The following is a 15836-nucleotide window of genomic DNA, read 5'->3' as shown; positions in this document are numbered from 1 at the left end:
CCGCCCGATGAAGGAGATCAACATGGAACTTCGCGGCAAGAAAGTCACCGTGCACGACATGACGCTGCGCGACGGCATGCACCCCAAGCGCCACCTGATGACGCTCGAACAGATGAAGGCCATCGCCACCGGGCTGGACGCAGCGGGCGTGCCGCTGATCGAAGTCACCCACGGCGACGGCCTGGGCGGCAGCTCGGTCAACTACGGCTTCCCGGCGCACAGCGACGAGGAATACCTCGGCGCGGTGATCCCGCTGATGAAGCAGGCCCGGGTCTCGGCGCTGCTGCTGCCGGGCATCGGTACCGTCGATCACCTGAAGATGGCCCACGAGCTGGGTGTCGCCACGATCCGCGTCGCCACCCACTGCACCGAGGCGGACGTCTCGGAACAGCATATCGGCATGGCGAGAAAGCTCGGCCTGGACACCGTCGGCTTCCTGATGATGGCGCACATGAACAGCCCCGAAGGGCTGGTGAAGCAAGCCAAGCTGATGGAAAGCTACGGCGCCAACTGCATCTACGTCACCGACTCGGCCGGGCACCTGCTGCCCGAGACGGTCAAGGCACGACTGAGCGCGGTGCGCGAGGCGCTGAAGCCCGAGACCGAACTCGGTTTCCACGGCCACCACAACCTGGCGATGGGCGTGGCCAACAGCCTGGCGGCGCTCGAAGTGGGCGCCACCCGCATCGATGCGGCCGCGGCCGGGCTGGGTGCGGGGGCGGGCAACACGCCGATGGAAGTGTTCATCGCGGTATGCGACCTGATGGGGATCGAGACCGGCGTGGACGTGTTCAGGATCCAGGACGTGGCCGAAGACCTGGTGGTGCCGATCATGGACTTCCCGATCCGCATCGACCGCGATGCGCTGACGCTGGGTTATGCCGGCGTCTATGGCTCCTTCCTGCTGTTCGCCAAGCGTGCCGAGAAGAAGTACGGCGTGCCGGCGCGCGAGATCCTGGTCGAGATGGGACGGCGCGGCATGGTCGGCGGGCAGGAGGACATGATCGAGGATACCGCCCTCAACCTGGCGCGGGCACGCCAACTGGCATCCGCCTGAACGCCGCCCGAGACTCCATCACGGCATCCCGCCAGCCCACGGTTGGCGGGATGCCGCGTCCGCTCATTCCGCCGCGCCATCGGCCGCCGGCCGCATCGGTGCGTCGGCGCCCTGCCCGGCCTGCTTGCGGCGCGAGAAGCGCGACAGCACCCAGACGAAGAAGATCGGCACCAGGATGACGCCGAGCGAGGTCGCGGTCAGCATGCCGCCGATCACGCCGATGCCGATCGCGCGCTGGCTGGCGGCGCCGGCGCCGGTGGCGATGGCCAGCGGCACCACGCCGAGGATGAAGGCCAGCGAGGTCATCACGATCGGGCGGAAGCGCAGCCGCGCCGCCTCGATCGCGGCCTCGACCAGCGGACGCCCCTGTTCACGCAGGCTCTTGGCGAATTCGACGATCAGGATCGCGTTCTTCGCCGACAGGCCGATGATGGTGATCAGGCCGACCTTGAAATAGACGTCGTTGGGCATGCCCAGCAGGGTCACGGCCAGCACCGCGCCGAGCGCGCCGACCGGCACGATCAGCATCACCGAGGCCGGAATCGACCAGCTTTCGTACAGCGCCACCAGCAGCAGGAACACCACCAGGAAGGACAGCGCGAACAGCATCGGTGCCTGCGCGCCGGCGAACTTTTCCTGGTAGGACAGCCCGGTCCATTCGTAGCCGATGCCTTCGGGCAGTTCGCCGATGATCCGTTCGATCTCGGCCATCGCCTCGCCGGTGCTGTGGCCGGGCGCGGCGTTGCCGCCGATCTTGAAGGCCGGATAGCCGTTGTAGCGCGAGATCTGCACCGCGCCACTTTCCCAGGCCGTGGTGGTGAAGGCCGACAGCGGCACCTGCTCGCCGCGCGCATTGGGCACGTGCAGCGCCAGGATCTGCTCCGGCGTCATGCGCTCGTCGACGTCGGCCTGCACCACCACCCGCTGCTGCCGGCCGGCGTTGGCGAAGTCGCTGACCAGGGCCGAACCGTAGGCGCTGGCGATGGCGGTGTTGATGTCGGCGAAGCTGACGCCCAGGGCCTCGGCCTTGGCACGGTCGATGTCCAGCCGAAGCTGGGGCGCGTCTTCCAGGCCTTCCATCATCGCGTAGGCGAAGAGCGGCGAGGTGTTGGCCTTGTACAGCAGCTCGTTGCGCGCGGCGATCAGCGCCTCGCGGCCGAGGCCGCCGCGGTCCTGCAGGCGCAGGGCGAAGCCGCCGGCATTGCCCAGGCCTTCGATCGGCGGCGGATCGACCGCCATCACCGCGGCATCGCCGAGGCCGGCGAAGCGGGCGTTGAATGCCGCGACCTCGTCCGAAGCCGACTGCCCGCGGCCGCGCTCGGACCAGTCGGTCAGCGTCGGGAAGCCCAGGCCGGCGTTCTGGCCGGTGCCGGAGAAGCTGAAGCCGAGCAGCATCGTGGTCGAATCCATGCTGTTCCGGCCATGCAGATACTCCTCCAGTTCCTTGACCACCGCTTCTGCGCGCGGATAGGTGGCGCCCGGCGGCAGTTGCACGTCGACGATGAAATAGCCCTGGTCCTCGACCGGCACGAAGGATTCGGGCAGGCGCAGGTAGAAGAAGCCCAGCACTGCGACGATGGCCGCATAAACCAGCATGTAGCGCCCGCTGCGCCGCAACAGGCGCGCGTTGAGCCATTCGTAGCGCTCGGTCAGCTCGGCGAAACGGCGGTTGAACCAGCCGAAGAAGCCGCTCTTCTCGTCGTGATGGCCTTGCGGAATCGGCTTCAGCAGCGTCGCGCACAGCGCCGGCGTCAGGCTCAGCGCGAGGAAGCCGGAGAACAGGATGGACACTGCCAGCGACAGCGAGAACTGCTGGTAGATCACGCCGACCGAGCCGCTCATGAAGGCCAGCGGCATGAACACCGCCGCCAGCACCAGGGTGATGCCGACGATGGCGCCGGCGACCTGCTGCATCGCCTTGATCGTCGCCTCGCGCGGCGCCAGCCCCTCCTCGGCCATGATGCGCTCGACGTTCTCGACCACGACGATGGCGTCGTCCACCAGGATGCCGATGGCCAGCACCATGCCGAACATGGTCATCATGTTGACCGAGAAGCCCAGCGCATACATCACCGCCAGCGTGCCCAACAGGCACACCGGCACCACGATGGTCGGGATCAGCGTGTAGCGGAAGTTCTGCAGGAACAGGAACATCACCAGGAAGACCAGTACCATGGCTTCGACCAGGGTCTGGATCACCTTGTCGATGGCGACGTCCACGAAGCGCGAGGTGTCGTAGGGCACGGCGTATTCGATGTCGTCCGGGAAGGACACCGACAGTTCCGCCAGCCGCGCCTTGACCGCCGCCGCGGTCTGCACCGCGTTGGCGCCCGGCGACAGTTGCACCGCGCCGGCCACCGACAGCTTGCCGTTCATGCGCGAGTCGAAGTTGTAGTCCTGGCGGCCGAGTTCCAGCCGGGCGACGTCGGCGAGCGTCACTTTCGAGCCGTCGGGATTGGCGCGCAGCACGATGCGGCCGAATTCCTCCGGCGTCGCGAGCATGCCCTTGACCACGATCGTGGCGCTCAGCTCCTGCTCGGCGCTGCCGGGGCGGCTGCCGAAGCTGCCGGCCGGTACCTGCGCGTTCTGCGCCGCGATCGCGGCATTGACGTCGGCCACCGACAGCCCGTAGCCGACCAGCTTCTGCGGATCGACCCACACCCGCATCGCCGCCTCGGCGCCGAAGTACTGCACCTTGCCGACGCCGGGCACGCGGCGGATCTCGTTGTTGATGTTGCGCACGGCAAACTCGGACAGGCCGACGACGTCCTTGCCTCCATGGTTCCCCTCGTCGCCCTTGTAGGTGAGCGCATAGATCAGCAGGAAGCCGGCGCTGGCCTGGTCCACCTGCAGGCCGAGCTGGGTGACGACGCCGGGCAGGCGCGCCTCGGCCTTCTTCAGGCGGTTCTGCACGTCCACCTGCGCCAGGTCCGGGTCGGTGCCCGGCGCGAAGGTGACGACGATCTCGGCGGTGCCGGCGGAACTGCTGGACGACTCGTAGTACAGCAGCCCCTTGGCGCCGTTGAGCTCTTCCTCGATGACGCTGGTCACCGAATCGACCACGGTGCCGGCCGAGGCGCCGGGATAGGTCGCCCAGATCGAGATCTGCGGCGGTGCCACCACCGGGTACTGGGCGACCGGCAGCAAGGGAATCGCCAGCAGGCCGGCGAGCGAGATGAAGATCGCGACCACCCAGGCGAAGTTGGGGCGGTCGATGAAAAACTTCGGCATGTTCCTGTCCCTGTCGTCCGGTCTCAGCCGCCCGCAGCGGCGGGGGCAGCCGCGGCGGGCGACGCCGCCGGCGCGACGGCGACCTTGTCGCCGGCCTTGGCGCGGCCGCCGACGACGACCCGGTCGCCGGCCTGCAGGCCGTCGGTGATGTGCCAGGCGGCGCCGTGCATCGCACCGGTGCGCACTTGCCGTGCCTGCACGGTGTCTTGCTCATCGACCACCAGCACCTGCGGGCTGCCGTCGGTGCCGCGCACCACCGCGCGCTGCGGCACCAGCACCGCCTGCGGGTCGACGCCCTGCGGCGCATGCACGCGCACGTACATGCCGGGCAGCAGCAGCCCGTCGGCATTGTCGAAGCGGCCGCGCAGGGAAATCTGGCCGGTGCCGCGGTCCACGGTGATGTCGGAGAACAGCAGGTGCCCGTCGCGCTGCTCGCCCGTGCCCTCGACGCTGACCGAAATCCGCGCGCCCTTGCCCTCGTCCTGCGCCAGCCGTCCCGCGGCCAGTTCGGCGCGCAAGGCCTGCACTTCGGCCACCGGCTGCTTGAAATCGACATAGACCGGATCGATCTGCTGGATCATCGCCAGCGGCGTGGCTTCGCCCTGGCCGACGAGTGCGCCTTCGGTCACCAGCGCGCGGCCGATGCGGCCCGAGATCGGCGCCTTCACCGTCGCATAGCCGAGGTCGAGCTTCGCCGTCTCGAGCTCGGCCAGCGCCGCCTGGCGCTCGGCCTGCGCGCTCTTCAGCCGCGCCTGGGCCGCGTCGTAGTCCTGGCGGCTGACCGCTTCGATCCTGACCAGTTCTTCATGGCGCTTCAGCACCGCCCGGGCATCGAACAGGTTCGCTTCGGCCTTGGCCAGTGCGCCCTGCGCGCGCGACAGCGCCGCCTTGAACGGCGCCGGGTCGATCTGGAACAGCACCTGGCCGGCCTCGACGTCGGCACCTTCGGTAAACTCGCGGCTCAGCACGATGCCGGCGACCCGCGCCCGCACTTCGGCGACGCGGACCGGCTCGACACGCCCCGGCAGTTCGCTCGACAAGGCCAGCGGCCCGCGTTCGACCGTGATCGTCTCGACCGTCGGCAAGGCTTCGGCCTGCGGTCCGGGCGCGCCCTGGCCGCCGTCGCAGCCGGCGATCAGCGCCGCCGCGGCAAGCACGAACAGGGATGGCGGCCACATTTTCGGGCTCTTCGTCATCGGTCTCTCTGCAGGATCGGAATGCACAAGCGCTGCATGATTCCACAAAACACCCGATGAATCAATTTTGATTCAAAAGATATTTCCATGATCAATTTTACGTTTGAATCCAGCTCATGCGACAATGAGGCCGATGATTGGCGAAGGTGAGTCGGATGTGATTCACCTTCGCATCCGAACCCCTGACATGGAAGCCCAGAACCTGGCATGACAACTCCTGCCGCCGATGCCGAAGACCGGAAACTGCTGGCCGCGCTGGCCCTCGCCCTCGTCGACCAGCCCAGGGCCTCGCTGCAGGAACTCGCCCGCGCCATCGGCATCAGCAAGGCCACGCTGTACCGCTTCTGCCGCACCCGCGAGCAGCTCATCGAGCGCCTGATGCAGCACTGCACCCAGGTCTTCAGCGACGCCATCAGAGACGCGAACCTGGACACGGCGGCGGTGCCGGACGCCCTCAGGCAATTGACCGCCAGCCACCTGGAGCACCGGGAGCTGACCGCCTTCCTGATGTATTACTGGAAGGACGCGCTGAGAGACCCCTGTATCGAGGAAGGCTGGGATGCCTCCCTCGATGCCTTCTTCCTGCGCGGCCAGCAGGAAGGCCTGTTCCGCATCGACATCCCCGCGCCCGCGCTGACCGAGATCTGGGTGTCGATGGTGATCGGGCTGGTGGACGCGGAACGCCGCGGCCGCGTCGCCCGCGCGGGCCTGCCCGGCCTGCTCGAACGCGCGTTCCTGCAGGGCACGGCAACGCGGTAGCAGCGCACCCACCATCCTGCAAGCATAATATCCGCCTGGATCGCTCACTCGGGCATCGCCCCAGGGCCAGCCCGACACCGTTCACACCATGGCCGTCCGCGATATTCATGCACGTCCCCACTCTCATTCTTCTGAACATTGCGCTGGGCACAGTCGTGAGCCTGACGCTGGCCTTCGCCGCCCGCCGTTACCGGGAGCTGTACATCTGGGCGGGCGCGATGGCGATGTACGGCCTGGGCTATACGCTGCTGGGGCTGCGCGGCCAGATCAGCGACGCATTGTCGATCGTGGGCGGCAACACCGGTCTCGCGCTGACGATGGCCTTGCTGGGCGAGGGCATCTACCGTTTCCAGAAGCGCTCCGCGCCCCGCCTGCGGCTCTGGCTCCCGGTGGCGCTGACGGTCGCCTGCTTCGCCTGGTTCATCGACGACATGGAACAGCGCCTGATCCTCGGCGGCTCGCTCGTCGTCGTGCAGCTCGCGATCCTGCTGGTGCCGCTGCTGGAGCAGCGGCGGACGACGATCGGGCACGGGCAGTACGTGATCATGCTGGGTCTCGCTGCGGCGCTGGTCGGCATGTGCACGCGCATCGTCCATGTGCTGAACGGCCATGTGCCCGATAGCCTGTTCAGCCAGAGCCTGGCCTACAGCCTGGTCTTCTTCGGCTCCCTGCTGGCGATGCTGATGATCGCCGCGGGGGTGATCCTGATGGCGCAGGAGCGCACCCACGAGGAGCTGCTGACCAGCGAGCGGCAGTACCGCCGCCTGATCGAGTCGGCGCACGAAGGCATCTGCATTCTGAACGAAGGCCGCTGCAGCTTCGCCAATCAACGGCTGGCCGAACTGCTGGGCAATTCGGTCGAGGATCTGCTCGGCGTCGAGTTCATCGATCTCGTCTACCCGGACGACCGTCCGCTGGCGCTGGCCCGCTATGTCGCCCACCAGTACGCCTCCACGGACCGGGAGGCTTTCGACATCCGCCTCGTGACCGGCCATGCCGGCCCGCTCTGGTTCCGCGTCAGCGGCATGCCGATCCAGTGGCACGGCCGGCCCGCCACCCTCGCCTTTCTCAGCCAGATCCACAAGCGCAAGCTGATGGAAGAGCACGTCCGCCAACTGGCCTTCCACGACGAGCTGACCACCCTGCCCAACCGCCGCCTGCTACTCGAGCGCCTGCAGCAGGCCATCGCGCTGAACCGCGGCAGCGGCCAGCACGTCGGCCTGCTGTTCATCGATCTGGACAGGTTCAAGAGTCTCAACGACCAGCACGGGCACCATGCCGGCGACCAGTTGCTGACCGAAGTGGCCCGGCGCCTGCGCCTGCAGGTCCGCGACAGCGACACGGTGGCCCGCCTCGGCGGCGACGAGTTCGTCGTCCTGCTCCAGTCGCTGCACGCCGACCCCGGCCTTGCGCGGGCGCACGCCTGCGAGATCGGACGGAAGATCCTGCAGGCACTGAACACCCCTTACCGGCTCGTCGGCAACGCCGGCGACGGTCCGGACCTGATCCATCGCTGCTCGGGCAGCGTCGGCATCCACGTTTCGAACGATCCGGACGCATCCGTCGACGAACTGCTCGACCAGGCGGATACGGCGATGTATCTCGCCAAGCAGGCCGGGCGCGGACAGATCCGCTTTGCCGATCAGGGCGGCCCTTCGCCCGCCGGCCGGCAGGAAAACGCCGGCGAGATCAGTCCTGGATCGCCCTGACGACGTCGATCACGGTGCCGTCGCGGTATTCCACGAAGGCGACGACACGTCCGCGGGACGAGAGCTCGGCCGGCGGCTTCGTCGCCTGCCCGGCGGCGATGTCGCGCAGCGCCTCGACCGGCACCACCGGCAGGCCGGCGGCCCGCAGCCGCTGCGCGAGCTCGGTGCGCAGCGGATTCACCGCGACCCCTGCCTCGGTGACCAGCACATCGATCGTCTCGCCGGGCGTGGTGACCACGCCGACGCGATCCACCACCTTGGCGAAGCCGCCGGCATTGAGCTTGGTGGTGACGATCGCCAGCTTCGCCCCCGCGGCGGTGTCGGCATGGCCGCCCGAGCCGCCGAGGATCACGCCGTTGGTGCCGGTGGTGACATTCACGTTGAAATCCGTGTCGATCTCGGCCGCGCCCAGGATCACCACGTCGAGCTGGTCGACGACCGGGCCGCGGGTCGCCGGATTGGCATACAGCGAGGCCGACATCTCCATGTGGGCGGCGTTGCGGCGGAAGGAATCGACCGCGGCGAGATCGAAGCACTGCACGTCCAGCAGGGTCCGGAACAGGCCTTGTTCGAGCATCCCGACGAGGTAGGAGGTGATGCCGCCGGAGGCGAAGCTGCCGGCGATCCCGCGCGCGGCCATCAGCTCGCGCAGCGCGGCGGCGACGGCCAGCGAAATGCCGCCGGCACCGGTCTGGAACGACAGGCCGTCCTTCAGCAGCCCGGACGCCTCGATCACCTGCGCAGCGGTACGCGCGATCTCCAGCCCGATCGGGTCCGAGGTCGCCCGCGTGGTCCCGGAGACGATGCCGGCCGCGTCGCCGATGGAGTCGACCTCGACCACGTAGTCGACGAAGTCCTGGGTGATCTGGGCCGGGCTGGCGGGGTGGGGCACGAGGTGGTCGGTGACGGCGACCACATGCCGCGCATGCCTGACATCGACCAGCGCATAACCCAGCGTGCCGCAGGCCGAGCGTCCATCGGTGCCGTTGATGTTGCCGCAGCAGTCGGCCGTGGGCGCGGCGACGAAGGCGACGTCGATCGGCAGTTCTCCCGCCATGATCGCCCGCGCCCGCCCGCCGTGGGTCAGCATGCGCACCGGCTCGGCCAGTTCGCCGCGTGCGACGGCCTCGCCGACGGCGCCGGAAATGTAGGTCGCACTGATCCGGCCGACGACGCCCGAACGGATGTGTTCGACCAGCGGCGCATGTACCGGAAACAGCGAACTGGCCGCCACATGGATGTCGCGCAGCCCGCGCCGCGCGATCTCGGCAAGCACGAGGTTCAACAGGTGGTCGCCATTGCGCAGATGGTGGTGGAACGACACCGTGCCACCATCGGCCAGCCCGCAGGCATCCAGCGCGTCGCCGATCGACGCCAGCAGCTTCTGCTGCCCGGAGGCGCGGCCGGCCTTCCCGCCCACGCCGGCAAAAGGCGCGCGGCCGGGCAGTTGCGCGGGAATGTCCCGTCCGACGGCGTTGATCATGTTCGTCTCCTCATCCATTCGATCGGCCGGCGCATCGAGGCGCCGCAAGGGCGCATCGTATCGAAGGCGCCCGGAGAGGAGGTATCGTTGATTGATTAACCCGGCCTTCACGAAATCCGAAGGCCGGCCAGGGCCCCTCCCAGCCACAATGGAAAAAGCCTTGGCATGGAAGAAGCCCCGGTAGCGGCGGCGAGGCTCACGCTGCCGCCTTGCGGCGATGGCATGGATCAGGCGCTCATTCCGCGAGCTTGCGCATCTCGCAGATCAGGTCCGACTTGCCCTCGAAGCCGATTCCCGGCAGTTCCGGCAGCGTGACGTAGCCGTTCTCCACCCTCACGCCATCGGGGAATCCGCCGTAGGGCTGGAACAGGTCCGGGTAGGACTCGTTGCCGCCCAGGCCGAGGCCGGCCGCGACGTTGAGGGACATCTGATGGCCGCCGTGCGGAATGCAGCGGCTGGCGGACCAGCCATGCTGCTTCAGCATGTCCAGCGTGCGCAGATACTCGACCAGCCCGTAGCTCAAGGCGCAGTCGAACTGCAGCCAGTCGCGGTCGGGACGCATGCCGCCATAGCGGATGAGGTTGCGCGCATCCTGCATCGAGAACAGGTCTTCGCCAGTCGCCATCGGCTTGTCGTAGTAGTTCCTCAGCGCGGCCTGCAGCTCGAAGTCCAGCGGGTCACCCGGCTCCTCGTACCAGAACAGGTCGTATCGGGACAATGCCTTGGCGTACTGGATGGCGGTATCCAGATCGAAGCGGCCGTTGGCATCGACCGCGAGTTTCTGGCCATCCTGCAGCACGCTCAGAATCGAATCGATCCGGCGAAGGTCCTCATCCAGCGATGCACCGCCGATCTTCTTCTTGACCACGGTGTAGCCGCGATCGATGTAGCTGCGCATCTCGTCCTTCAGCTTGCCGTGATCCTGGCCGGGGTAGTAATAGCCGCCGGCCGCATACACGAAAATCCTGCGGTTCACCGTGCCGTCGCCATAGCGGTCGGCCAGCAACTGGAACAGCGGCTTGCCTTCGATCTTGGCCACCGCGTCCCAGATCGCCATGTCGATCGTGCCGATCGCAACCGAGCGCTCGCCGTGGCCGCCCGGCTTTTCATTGGTGAACATGCAGTTCCAGATCTTGTGCGGGTCCAGGTTGCTGCCGCTGGCATCGACCAGGCTTGCCGGATCGGCCTCCAGGATGCGAGGGATGAAACGCTCGCGCATCAGCGTGCCCTGGCCATAGCGGCCGTTGGAGTTGAAGCCATAGCCGATGACTGGCCTGCCATCGCGGATGACGTCGGTGACGACGGCGACGAGGCTGAGCGTCATCTTGCTGAAGTCGATATAGGCATTACGGATCGGGGAACTGATCGGTACGGTCTTCTCGCGAATTTCCACTATTCTCATGTGCGTCTCCTTGAAGTCCGGAGGCTGGCAGTTCAGCTTCCGTGGCACTAGAATAGTTTTAAGTTTCTTGATGTTGTTTCAGCCCAATCTAAGATCATTATTAAGATTTGATTAAAGCTGCAAGCTTCTCCGAACTCGAATTCTTCGTGCTCCTGAACAGGCTGGGCAGTCTGTCGGCCGCAGCGCGGGCACTCGACATCACACCGCCGGCGGCGACGATGCGCCTGGCGGCGATGGAGAAGCGCATCGGTGCCCGATTGCTGAATCGCAGCACGCGCAGGATCAGCCTGACGCCCGAGGGAGAGGTCTATCTCCAGCATGCGGTCCGCCTGATCGACGAACTGCGGGAACTGGACGAGATCGTCTCCGGCAACGGTGCCGCGCCGCGCGGGCTCCTGCGCGTCAACGCACCGCTGGGCTTCGGCCGCAGCGTCATCGCGCCGCTCGTCTCGATCTTCACGGCCCGCTATCCCGATGTCGAGGTGCAGCTGGAGGTCACCGATCGCCCCGTCGATCTGATCGACAAAGGTTTCGACCTGGCAGTCCGCTTTGGCGAACTGCCGGACAACAGGATCAACGCCCGCCGGATCATGTCGAACCGGCGCTTCATCTGCGCCTCGCCCGCCTACCTGGAAAGGCATGGCACACCGAAGAAGCTGGAAGACCTGACCCGGCACCGCTGCATCGTCCATCGGCAGAACAACGATGCATACGGCGTATGGCGCTTCCTGGTCGATGGGCGCACGGAAGCCGTCAAGGTCCGGGGGGTCCTGTCCAGCAACGACGGGGACATCGTCCAGGGCTGGGCGCTGGATGGCCGGGGCATCGTCATCCGCTCGGAATGGGACGTGACCAAGTACCTTGAAAGCGGCCGGCTGCGGCGCATTCTTCCCGAGTTCGCGCTGCCGAGTGCGGACCTGTACGCCTATTACCCGAGCAAGAAGAACCTGCCCGCCCGGGTCAGGACGTTCATCAGCTTCCTGGTCGAACAGCTTGCGAACGAACAGGCCTAGCCGGTTCGGGCCGACATCGGGCAGCGGCGCCCAGCAAATCCTGGCGGCAGCTCCCCGGAATGGACCTTCGAGTTGCGGAAGCAATGTGGTGAGCCGAATCGTTTACTAAGATGCAGGTGAGGTCCCCCGACACCTCGCCAAGGAGAACGACATGGAAGCCTCCAGAACATCCATCCGCCGGATTCTTTCCGCCACCCTGCTGGCCGCCTGCGTCAGCTACACCGTCCAGGCCGCCGAACCGGCGCAGGTGAGCGACGGCATGCTCACCGGCAGCAACGGCATGACGCTCTACACCTTCGACAGGGACGCCGAGGGCAGCGGCAAGAGCGCATGCAATGGCCCCTGCGCCACCAACTGGCCGCCGCTGCTGGTGATGGAGGGCGAAACGGCCGGAGCCGACTACAGCGTCGTGATGCGCGACGATGGCGGGAAGCAATGGGCCTACAAGGGCAAGCCGCTGTATTTCTGGAGCAAGGACCAGAAGCCGGGAGACAAGACGGGCGACGGCCTCAACGGCGTCTGGCGCGTCGCGCAACCCTGAAGCCCGGCCGTGCTGAAGCCCTGATCAGCGGCCACACCACCGCCGGCGCGAGGAGGTACCAGGCATGGGGCCGGGCGCCGCCCTGCGCCTGCCCCGGCCGGTACCCACACGGCGAAACGGCTTCTGCCGGCATCCTCAGGCCCGGGTGAACGCCGCCAGGCATTTCTGCAACTGCGCCTTGGGCACGCGCTGGATTCGCCGCAGCAGCTCGACCGATACCTGCGGCACCCGATGGCACAGGCGCAGTTCCTCTTCCAGCCGCAGCAGCAGGCTGGCCGCCATCTCGGCATCGGCCAGCGCGCGGTGGTAGCGGCCGGCGACCGGCAGCTTCGCATATTCGACCAGCGCACCGAGCTTGTGGCTGGGTGCCAGCGGCAGCAGGCGGCGGGACAGCAGCAACGAACAGACGAAGTCCTGCCGGCGCACGCGCCGGATGCGGGCGAGCTCAGCATCCCAGAACTTGGCGTCGAAGGCCGCGTTGTGGGCGACGACGGGCATGTCGCCGACGAAATCGGACACTTCCCGCATGACCTCTTCGGCCGGCGGCGCGTTGCGGACCATCGCATTGGAAATCCCGGTCAGCGCCTCGATGAAGGCCGGGATGCGCACGCCGGCGTTCATCAGGCTCTGGTATCGATCCACCACCCGGCCATCTTCCACGATCACCGCGGCGACCTCGGTCGCCCGGTCGCCCTGCGCGGGCGACAGCCCCGTGGTCTCGAAGTCGATCACCGCCACCACTTCCATGCTCGGTACACCTGCTGATTCGTCAGGGTCGGGACTGTAGCCGAGTCCGGCACATCGAGCCATGCCGATGGCGGCTTCATGGAGCCGGTTCGGCCCCTGTCCGGCTGGCGCTGACAGCCATCTGCCACCCCAACAGCAGGACTGCCATTTACGGCAGCCGAGACAGCGCCGCATTTCCCCTGCCGCCGCGGAAATACCCGGCGCAATGCCCTTTTCCGGCATTGGCACGAAGCGTGCTCAATCGAAGTCATTTTCCAATCCGAAAAATTCCGGCGGATCCGGCTCCACGAATCAATCTCTCCGATTCACCCGCTTCCACGATCCGGCACACATGGGCTGTGGTTCGGAAATCAGCGTTTTTCCCGAAGGCTGGAATGCAGTCACTCATCAGGAGATATCCAAAATGAAAACACTGGCAGTAAAGACCATGGCCCTGCTCATTGCGTCCGGCCTCGGCCTGGGCGCAGGCACGTCCTTCGCGGCCGAATCGCTGCAGGACGTGATGAAGCGCCGCAACCTGACCCAGCAGGATCTGCTCGCGGCGGCCAAGACCTATACGCCGAGCGGCGGGCGCGACGAATTCCTCGCCTTCAGCTCGGGCGGGCAATCCGGCCAGGTTCTCGTCTACGGCGTGCCTTCGATGCGCATCCTGAAATACATCGGCGTATTCACGCCGGAGCCCTGGCAAGGCTACGGCTACGACGAGGAATCCAAGGCGGTGCTGGCCCAGGGACGCATCGACGGCAAGGACATCACCTGGGGCGATACCCACCACCCCGCGATCTCCGAAACCAACGGCGAATACGACGGCCAGTTCCTTTTCATCAACGACAAATCGAACCCGCGTATTGCGGTTCTCGACCTGCGCGACTTCGAGACCAAGCAGATCGTCGTCAATCCGATCATGAAATCGGAGCATGGCGGCGCCTTCGTCACGCCGAACACCGAATACATCATCGAGGCCTCGCAATACGCCGCGCCGCTCGAGAACCAGAAATTCCATCCGCTCGAGCAATTCAACGAAAAATACCGCGGCGCCATCACCTATTGGAAATTCGATCGCGAGCACGGCAAGATCAAGCCCGAGGAATCATTCTCGCTCGAACTCCCGCCCTATTCGCAGGACCTTTCCGACGCGGGCAAACTGCTTTCCGACGGCTGGTCCTTCACCAACAGCTTCTGTACCGAACGCTACGTGGGCGGCATCGAGAAGGGGCGCCCGCCCTATGAGGCCGGCTGCTCGGCGAAAGACACCGACTACATGCACGTGATCAACTGGAAGCGTGCAGCCGAAATCGCCCGGGACGACGGCAAGATCCAGCTCATCAACGGCCATCGCGTGATCGGGATGGAAACGGCGATCGCGGAAGGCATCCTGTTCCTGATTCCCGAGCCGAAGAGTCCGCACGGCGTCGATGTGACGCCGAACGGCAAGTTCATCGTCGTCTCCGGCAAGCTCGACACCCACGTCTCGGTCTATTCCTTCGACAAGATCATGGATGCGATCAAGAGCGGACGCTTCGAATCCAAGGATCCGTACGGCATCCCGGTCATCGGCATGAAGGATGCGCTGCACACCCAGGTCCAGCTCGGCCTCGGGCCGCTGCACACCCAGTTCGATGCCAGGGAGTGCGTCGCCTACACCTCGCTCTATGTGGACTCGATGGTCGCGAAGTGGAACTTCTGCGAAGGCAAGCTGCTGGACAAGCTGGCCATCCACTACAACATCGGCCACCTGATGACGATGGAAGGCGACACCACCAAGCCGAAGGGCAAGTACCTGGTGGCGCTCAACAAGCTGTCGATCGACCGCTTCAACCCGGTGGGCCCGCTGCATCCGCAGAACCACCAGCTGATCGACATCAGCAACGACAAGATGCAGCTGCTGTACGACATGCCGCTGCCGCTCGGCGAGCCGCACTACGTCGTCGGCATCGAGGCCGGCAAGCTCAAGCCGGCGATCCGCTACAAGGTCGGCACCAACACCCGTACCGACTCGCAGCACGTGGGCAAGGTCCGCGCCGGCGAAGAGAAGGTCGTCCGCGAGGGCAACAAGGTCACGGTGTATGGCACGCTGATCCGCTCGCACATCACGCCCGAGACCATCGAGGTCGAAAAGGGCGACGAGGTCACGATCCATCTGACCAATCTCGAGCGCGCCCAGGACGAGACCCACGGCTTTACCGTCTCGACCTACAACGTGCATGCCTCGGTCGAGCCCGGCAAGACCGCTTCGGTGAAGTTCACCGCGGACAAGGAAGGCGTGTATCCGTACTACTGCACCGAGTTCTGCTCCGCGCTGCACCTCGAGATGCAGGGCTACCTGCTGGTGAAGCCGAAGGGCTGGAAGCCGGAGGAAGGCGCCCAGCTCGCCGCCGCCAACTACACCGAGACCGACTACAAGAACACCTTGAAGAAGGTCGCGGACACCCAGGCGGTCATCGACCAGGTCGTCGGCTACATCACCTCGGTCAACTACAAGGCCTATCCGGAAGTCGTCGCGCTGATGGAGGACGCCACCGACCAGCTCGGCAAGACCGAGGAAGCCCGGGCCAAGCACGAGGCCGCCGCGGCCAGGCAGGACTGGGAGCAGGCGAACCTGTGGGCCGAGCAGGTGTGGCAGTACCAGGTCAAGGCCGCCGACATCGGCCTGCGCGCCAAGACCTTCCTCGAGCAGAAGGGCGCCAAGTAGCACGCC

At 66.3% G+C, this 15836-nt stretch carries 11 protein-coding genes; 6 read left to right on the top strand and 5 right to left on the bottom strand.

Features of this window, described 5'->3' with window-relative positions:
• Window positions 1-22 precede the first annotated feature (22 nt).
• The gene (gene dmpG, locus AAFL97_RS03795) at window positions 23-1057 is read left to right on the top strand and encodes a 4-hydroxy-2-oxovalerate aldolase (protein ID WP_341643779.1); all 1035 of its coding nucleotides are present in this window, start codon (window positions 23-25) and stop codon (window positions 1055-1057) included.
• Window positions 1058-1120: 63 nt separating this feature from the next.
• Here dmpG and AAFL97_RS03790 read toward each other — a convergent pair whose 3' ends face one another.
• A complete protein-coding gene (locus AAFL97_RS03790) occupies window positions 1121-4288 on the bottom strand; it encodes an efflux RND transporter permease subunit (RefSeq protein WP_341643778.1) in 3168 nt (1055 codons plus the stop codon).
• Window positions 4289-4311: 23 nt separating this feature from the next.
• A complete protein-coding gene (locus tag AAFL97_RS03785) occupies window positions 4312-5466 on the bottom strand; it encodes an efflux RND transporter periplasmic adaptor subunit (RefSeq protein ID WP_341643777.1) in 1155 nt (384 codons plus the stop codon).
• A gap of 225 nt (window positions 5467-5691) precedes the next feature.
• Between AAFL97_RS03785 and AAFL97_RS03780 the strand changes: the two genes are divergently transcribed.
• Entirely contained in the window at window positions 5692-6243 is a 552-nt protein-coding gene (locus tag AAFL97_RS03780; RefSeq protein ID WP_341643776.1) for a TetR/AcrR family transcriptional regulator, read from the top strand.
• 107 nt (window positions 6244-6350) lie between these two features.
• Window positions 6351-7952, top strand: coding sequence for a diguanylate cyclase domain-containing protein (locus AAFL97_RS03775; RefSeq protein ID WP_341643775.1), 1602 nt, complete (start codon window positions 6351-6353; stop codon window positions 7950-7952).
• On the opposite strand, the gene citF is transcribed toward AAFL97_RS03775, so the two are convergent.
• Together citF and AAFL97_RS03765 are read right to left on the bottom strand one after the other, a co-directional pair.
• Window positions 7933-9435, bottom strand: coding sequence for a citrate lyase subunit alpha (gene citF, locus AAFL97_RS03770; RefSeq protein WP_341643774.1), 1503 nt, complete (start codon window positions 9433-9435; stop codon window positions 7933-7935). The two genes, AAFL97_RS03775 and citF, sit on opposite strands and share 20 nt — an antisense overlap.
• A gap of 235 nt (window positions 9436-9670) precedes the next feature.
• Window positions 9671-10837 carry a mandelate racemase/muconate lactonizing enzyme family protein gene (locus tag AAFL97_RS03765; RefSeq protein WP_341643773.1) on the bottom strand — a complete coding sequence of 389 codons (1167 nt, stop codon included), beginning with the start codon at window positions 10835-10837 and terminating at the stop codon, window positions 9671-9673.
• Window positions 10838-10944: 107 nt separating this feature from the next.
• Here AAFL97_RS03765 and AAFL97_RS03760 point away from each other — a divergent pair, with 107 nt between their 5' ends.
• Together AAFL97_RS03760 and AAFL97_RS03755 are read left to right on the top strand one after the other, a co-directional pair.
• Entirely contained in the window at window positions 10945-11850 is a 906-nt protein-coding gene (locus tag AAFL97_RS03760; RefSeq protein WP_341643772.1) for a LysR family transcriptional regulator, read from the top strand.
• Window positions 11851-12001: 151 nt separating this feature from the next.
• Window positions 12002-12391 carry a COG4315 family predicted lipoprotein gene (locus AAFL97_RS03755; RefSeq protein ID WP_341643771.1) on the top strand — a complete coding sequence of 130 codons (390 nt, stop codon included), beginning with the start codon at window positions 12002-12004 and terminating at the stop codon, window positions 12389-12391.
• A 135-nt stretch (window positions 12392-12526) separates the two neighbouring features.
• Here the strand turns inward: AAFL97_RS03755 and AAFL97_RS03750 are convergent, their stop codons facing one another.
• Window positions 12527-13138: a 3'-5' exonuclease gene (locus AAFL97_RS03750; protein WP_341643770.1), complete on the bottom strand. Its 612-nt coding sequence runs from the start codon at window positions 13136-13138 to the stop codon at window positions 12527-12529.
• Between the two features lie 403 nt (window positions 13139-13541).
• On the opposite strand from AAFL97_RS03750, the gene nosZ reads away from it, so the two are divergent.
• Complete coding sequence (nosZ, locus tag AAFL97_RS03745) at window positions 13542-15830, top strand: Sec-dependent nitrous-oxide reductase (RefSeq protein ID WP_341643769.1); 2289 nt, start codon at window positions 13542-13544, stop codon at window positions 15828-15830.
• Window positions 15831-15836: the final 6 nt, after the last annotated feature.

Source organism: Thauera sp. SDU_THAU2, assembly GCF_038260575.1.
Taxonomy (GTDB): Bacteria; Pseudomonadota; Gammaproteobacteria; order Burkholderiales; family Rhodocyclaceae; genus Thauera.
This window is presented reverse-complemented; position numbering and strand designations above follow the sequence as displayed.

Excerpts from the sequence above, each read along its gene's own strand:
- dmpG (WP_341643779.1), top strand. The coding sequence starts at position 23 with ATGGAACTTCGCGGCAAGAAAGTCACCGTGCACGACATGACGCTGCGC.
- AAFL97_RS03790 (WP_341643778.1), bottom strand. The coding sequence starts at position 4,288 with ATGCCGAAGTTTTTCATCGACCGCCCCAACTTCGCCTGGGTGGTCGCG.
- AAFL97_RS03785 (WP_341643777.1), bottom strand. The coding sequence starts at position 5,466 with ATGTGGCCGCCATCCCTGTTCGTGCTTGCCGCGGCGGCGCTGATCGCC.
- AAFL97_RS03780 (WP_341643776.1), top strand. The coding sequence starts at position 5,692 with ATGACAACTCCTGCCGCCGATGCCGAAGACCGGAAACTGCTGGCCGCG.
- AAFL97_RS03775 (WP_341643775.1), top strand. The coding sequence starts at position 6,351 with ATGCACGTCCCCACTCTCATTCTTCTGAACATTGCGCTGGGCACAGTC.
- citF (WP_341643774.1), bottom strand. The coding sequence starts at position 9,435 with ATGATCAACGCCGTCGGACGGGACATTCCCGCGCAACTGCCCGGCCGC.
- AAFL97_RS03765 (WP_341643773.1), bottom strand. The coding sequence starts at position 10,837 with ATGAGAATAGTGGAAATTCGCGAGAAGACCGTACCGATCAGTTCCCCG.
- AAFL97_RS03755 (WP_341643771.1), top strand. The coding sequence starts at position 12,002 with ATGGAAGCCTCCAGAACATCCATCCGCCGGATTCTTTCCGCCACCCTG.
- AAFL97_RS03750 (WP_341643770.1), bottom strand. The coding sequence starts at position 13,138 with ATGGAAGTGGTGGCGGTGATCGACTTCGAGACCACGGGGCTGTCGCCC.
- nosZ (WP_341643769.1), top strand. The coding sequence starts at position 13,542 with ATGAAAACACTGGCAGTAAAGACCATGGCCCTGCTCATTGCGTCCGGC.